7 protein-coding genes and 2 pseudogenes are annotated in these 4,913 nt (G+C 35.5%); 6 read left to right on the top strand and 3 right to left on the bottom strand.

What is annotated here, in order from left to right; all coding sequences use genetic code 11:
- Positions 1-274: 274 nt before the first annotated feature.
- Positions 275-877 (bottom strand): S24 family peptidase, encoded by a 603-nt coding sequence (locus tag BN200_RS04540; RefSeq protein ID WP_019221333.1) that lies wholly within the window; start codon positions 875-877, stop codon positions 275-277.
- Between the two features lie 100 nt (positions 878-977).
- Between BN200_RS04540 and BN200_RS04535 the strand changes: the two genes are divergently transcribed.
- The 6 genes and pseudogenes from BN200_RS04535 (at position 978) to BN200_RS04510 (ending at position 4,211) form a co-directional block, all read left to right on the top strand.
- Positions 978-1,223, top strand: coding sequence for a helix-turn-helix transcriptional regulator (locus BN200_RS04535; protein ID WP_019221332.1), 246 nt, complete (start codon positions 978-980; stop codon positions 1,221-1,223).
- Positions 1,192-1,671 carry a hypothetical protein gene (locus BN200_RS04530; protein WP_244426886.1) on the top strand — a complete coding sequence of 160 codons (480 nt, stop codon included), beginning with the start codon at positions 1,192-1,194 and terminating at the stop codon, positions 1,669-1,671. The genes BN200_RS04535 and BN200_RS04530 overlap by 32 nt, the downstream gene beginning before the upstream one ends.
- A gap of 216 nt (positions 1,672-1,887) precedes the next feature.
- Positions 1,888-2,208, top strand: coding sequence for a YdaU family protein (locus BN200_RS04525; protein ID WP_019221330.1), 321 nt, complete (start codon positions 1,888-1,890; stop codon positions 2,206-2,208).
- Positions 2,198-3,251: pseudogene (locus BN200_RS10090) on the top strand (DUF1376 domain-containing protein). Before BN200_RS04525 ends, BN200_RS10090 begins: the two are co-directional and overlap by 11 nt.
- Positions 3,226-3,660, top strand: a complete 435-nt coding sequence (locus BN200_RS04515; RefSeq protein ID WP_019221329.1) for a hypothetical protein — start codon at positions 3,226-3,228, stop codon at positions 3,658-3,660. The pseudogene BN200_RS10090 and the gene BN200_RS04515 overlap by 26 nt, the downstream one beginning before the upstream one ends.
- A gap of 179 nt (positions 3,661-3,839) precedes the next feature.
- A pseudogene (locus BN200_RS04510) lies at positions 3,840-4,211 on the top strand (hypothetical protein).
- Here the strand turns inward: BN200_RS04510 and BN200_RS04505 are convergent.
- A complete protein-coding gene (locus BN200_RS04505) occupies positions 4,208-4,501 on the bottom strand; it encodes a HigA family addiction module antitoxin (protein WP_034989025.1) in 294 nt (97 codons plus the stop codon). The pseudogene BN200_RS04510 and the gene BN200_RS04505 sit on opposite strands and share 4 nt — an antisense overlap.
- A 16-nt stretch (positions 4,502-4,517) precedes the next feature.
- Positions 4,518-4,799 carry a type II toxin-antitoxin system RelE/ParE family toxin gene (locus tag BN200_RS04500; protein ID WP_019221325.1) on the bottom strand — a complete coding sequence of 94 codons (282 nt, stop codon included), beginning with the start codon at positions 4,797-4,799 and terminating at the stop codon, positions 4,518-4,520.
- Positions 4,800-4,913: the final 114 nt, after the last annotated feature.

The following is a 4,913-nucleotide window of genomic DNA, read 5'->3' as shown; positions in this document are numbered from 1 at the left end:
GACTTGCATCAAGCGGTCCAGATTCTGCAATGTGTTGATCTTTATCGAAGTAAACTGAATGAACTAAGAGAATTTCATTAGAATTTATGAGAATTGGCTTTTCCATAATTTCCCCTCCCCAACGCCTCTTGGCGATTGTTTGTGTTAATTTATAAAATACTTATACGCAAACGTATAAATAAAATCAAGAGAAAAATTATGAATATTTCACCTTTTTTTGCATTTGTGTATAAATATCAGCTTTAAAAGGATAGAATCAAAAGCTTTACTGTAATTATTTCATAAGTGGACGATAAGACTTACGTGGAAATATTGAAACTATTTCCCCAATCCATTTGATCTTAACATTTTTAATAGGATCGGCATTCCATGATTTTAGTACAATACCCTCTGAAGAGCGCACAATTTGTTTGATAAATCGTCTGTTATCTTCTGTTAAAACGACAACTTCATCACCGTAATAGTCGCTCACCGGTTTTGTCTGCAGATGTTTAACTACGATTAAATCTCCATCTTTATATACAGGATACATAGAGTTTCCACGAACCATGAAACCTATTGTTTCAAAAGGCAAATCAAATGGTATTTCGATTGTTTCAAGCCCATCTTCCGGGATTTGCTCAACATCAGTGTCAATTTCCAATCCTGCTCCTACATACCCCATAACAGGAACAAGTGTAGTAATTTGATTATAACCCTTCAGGCTTTTATAAAGTTCTACAATTGCATCTCTGTGTGAACCTCTAGGATCTGATTCACTTCCCAACCATCTTGATACGGTTGCCTGGGTTACATTTAGTCTCTCTGCAAGATCTTGTTGACTGAGACCAAATTCAGATTGCAATACTTGCAATGTAGCAATGATGTTTTTTGTCATAATTAATTATTTATGATTTTTAAATTTAAAAAAATCTATTGTTTTTTTAAATAAACTGTATACAATTGCGTATATGGTTAAACTAATGGATTCAACTCAAATGGACACAGAGGAAAAATTAAAGATTAAATCTATCCGAAAGTGTTTATCTCTAACACAAAAGGAATTAGCAGAGCTTTTAGGCGTTAAGCAAGCTTCTGTTTGTCGTTGGGAACAAGGCAAAGGATTATCATTAAAAAGTTATCTAAAACTACAAAAATTAAAGAACAGTTCTAGTTCTATGCCTGCTTTTATTGCTGCTCCTACAGATAATAATGAGCACCAGCAGCATCATTCACACTCTTAAAGAAGAAAGATCAAAGATGATAGATGTCCCACAGATCACTATAAGTAAAGTTCAATTGATCGATCTTGTTAATAAGATTGGACGGGAAGACATATATTATGGTGTCCGTTCGCCTCATAGTACATGTGAAAGTGGCATAAATCCACCATCAAAAGATTTTATTGTCTGTATGTTGCATAGTATCTTTGCGCGTGATGATAGAAAATGTTTTCCATTATTGCCGTATGATGATTTTAATCAATGGTTTTCATCTGTGTTTATGCAAGCTTTTACAACTTGGTTTGATAATTATTTTTCTCAAAAGTTGTTATCTTTTTATCACTTAAATGGGCTGATCTTGTTTGTAGCCTTAGTCGAAAGTAAGCTTAATTTCTTAAGGGATGAACTCATCGAAAAAAGAAAAGAAGAAATCAAATTAATAGATAATGCATGCAGTGTATCTGCCTAAGTGAGTTAATCTATTTTTTTAAAGTCATGACTATGCACTTTATCATGGCGTGCAGATAAATAGGCAACAACCTTAAGGGGGGATTATGATCACTAACGCACAAACCATTCTCTGTCTTGATCTAGGGTCTAAGACAGGTTGGGCTATTTGTGGTGCAGATCATCACATCATCAATTGCTTTGGCAATTTTATATTTAAAGAAAGAAGGGGGTGCGCATGTCTAATGGTATGCCATGGATAAGATTCCATTTGTATGACTGGATAAGTGGTACAGATGGAATGACATTGGAGCAAAGGGGGGCTTATATGACGCTTCTCGTTCTCATGTATGAAAAAAAAGCACCACTTAAAACAGATTTTGAAACGCTTGCACGCACTTGCAATTGTTCGCAGAAAAAATTTGCAGCTATTGTCGAATACTTAATAAAAAATGATAAACTTATCCAAAAAGATAATGGGTTATGGAATACGCGTGTTGAAAAAGAATTAAAAGAAGCTGCTTTTACTCAAGAGCAGGAGGGCAACTATGACGAATAAATTGCCTTGGGTACGTAATTTTTATCAAGAATGGATTATGGACTTTGCTGGTACTGATGCAGCAGAGAAAGCTACTTATAGCACTCTCACTGCTTTTATGTATCGAGCAGAGGAACCAATTTATGACGACACTTCTGTTTTAGCACGCGCTGTTGGCTGCTCAGTACAAGCTTTTAAAAAGTCATTAGAAAAACTCATTCGAAAAAAATTAATTCTTCAATTAGAAAACGGAAATTTATGGAGTGCACAAGTCGAAGAAGAATTAAAAAATTGCAATGAGAATTTAAATAGACTTTCAGAAAAAGCTATAAAAGCTGCAAATACTAGGAAAAATAAGCAGAAAGATAACTCATCAAGAGAACATGATGACTTCATCACGACAACACATAAACAATAACAATAACATATATAATAAAAAAACTAATACTATCGTATTAGCAAAAAAAGAAATTGGTTCTGAAGATTTAGAAACAACCGATTTGGTTGACGAGCCAATCGAGTGTGGTGATGTTGAGAGCCAATCAGAACAAATCGCAACATCATCAGAAAACCAACCTCCTATTCACGAGCAAGAAAACGTTTCGAAAAAAGCAAAACGAGCGAAAGCTAATCGAGATTGTCACTTACCTGATGATTTCGAACCTAATTTGCAATACGCAATCGATAAAGGGTTAACGCATGATGAGGCGTTATTAGAATTCGAAAGATTTAAACTTCATTGGCAAGATAATCCAAATCGAAATGCTAAAAAAAGTGATTGGCAAAAGGCATGGTACAAGTGGATTACACACCCAGAATATGGATTTCTAGCCAAGAAAAAGGAAAAATTAGAAAGGGAAAAACAATATGGAAAACCAAGCAATCAACACACAGAACAACAGCGCGGCTGGAGTTATCGAGTTGTACAGCACATGTCCAATATCAAAAATTCAGACAGTGTGTACAAATTTTTATTCGAGGATGACAACACAACCACCATTCCATTGGAAAACAGGACAAAAGCCATTGAGTGCAGAAATGGAGAGAGTTACAGCATTTGTTAATGATGCGTTGAAAAAGCTTGAAAGAAAAGCGAGCGAAGAGGAAATCCAAACAACGTTTCTTGTCCTTTCCAATGGTCTCAAAAACCCATTAGGATCAGATGAGAAATCAACAGCACTTGCGTATTTTTATGCTCTTGAAGGAATAAGCAGCTGGGCATTGCAGACAGCAACAAAGAACGCTTTAAAAGGCAAAGCAGAGGGCTTAAACGCAACTTTTATGCCCTCAACAGCAGATTTTTATCGTTACTGCGAAACTCTTGAAAACGATATTCGTTGGAGAGCCAATCGCATTCTTAAAAATCTTCAAAAGCCTGAAATCAAGAGCCAAGATCAAGAGGCCGTGATAACATCAGAGCGCGTGGAAAAGCTTCATAAAGGACTTGAAGAGGTTTTAAAGGAGATTGAATGATAAACAGCAAAATAGTGGAATTTACTGTCTGATATCGGATTAGATATGCGTTTAAATCGACAAAAAGGCACCGTAAAAAGCGATTTAGAAGTTTTTTGAAATCCACATGAGAGATATAAACGGCTCTGTATGGTCAAATTTAAGGAAAATAACGCTATAGCCAAAATGGGGATTAAAACATGCAAATTTTTAAGCGTTTGTTTTTAAAAAACCATGAACAGCCCATGCAAAAAAGTTTGTGGCAACCGCTGTTGGATATGTACCATGGGGAACGGGGGTATCTGAATATTTTTACAATCTTTACGAATATGAAGATGGGATGAGAGAATATGAAAAATTTGATGGTGGGCAATATTTTGAGATACCTAAGAATGTTTGTTACAGCACCAAAGCAGAGGTAGAGGCGTGGTGTTATGGCGGTAGAGTACCAAGAAGCGTTTTGAATTACGAACCTCTCATAGATGAAATCAACTAAAGAAATCAAAAAATTATCAAAAGCCATTTTATGTATTTTAAGCGAAAAATCGGACAAGCCAAATCTTAACTGCTAAGGATGGCTTACTTGCTCTAAAGACGAAATATCCGGTATGGGGTTGTTATGCCGAGCTTGCCATAGATCATGCTTTTGTTGCAATTTAAGCCAAAATTCCGCATCATTTAAACCAGCCTTTTCTAAGCGTAAAGCAAGGTTAATACTGATTGCCGCATGACAGTTTAAAACCCGCGATAGAGTTAAACGCGCAATACCAAGGCGATCGGCAGCCTCTGTTATTGTTAATCCTAATTCATCAAGCAATTCTTCTTTCAAAATACCACCAGGGTGTGGAGGATTGTACATCATAATAACACCTCAAAAATCAATGGTAATCTTGGTAATCAACCAGTTCAACATCAGTTCCAATAAAACGAAAAGTAACACGCCAATTTGCATTAACACACATTGACCAATAGCCTTTTAAATCGCCTGTAAGTTCGTGGAGACGATAGGATCTAATCGTCATTTGTTCAGGAGAAGATATCGTATCTAAAATCACTAAAATATTTGCTAATTTTTTAGCATGTGCAGGCTGTATTCCTTTAACAATTCCTCTTTCGAAAAACACTTTCAACCCTTTATGCTTAAAACTAACGATTGCCATATATGACCCCTTTTGTATACTGATACGATACACAATGCACTTTGTCAACTGATTATTGATCACAAAGCGCTTTAAAACATAATGTTATATGTTAATAAATAATAATATCCTTTT

The sequence above is a fragment of the Bartonella senegalensis OS02 genome (assembly GCF_000312545.1).
Taxonomy (GTDB): domain Bacteria; phylum Pseudomonadota; class Alphaproteobacteria; order Rhizobiales; family Rhizobiaceae; genus Bartonella; species Bartonella senegalensis.
This window is presented reverse-complemented; position numbering and strand designations above follow the sequence as displayed.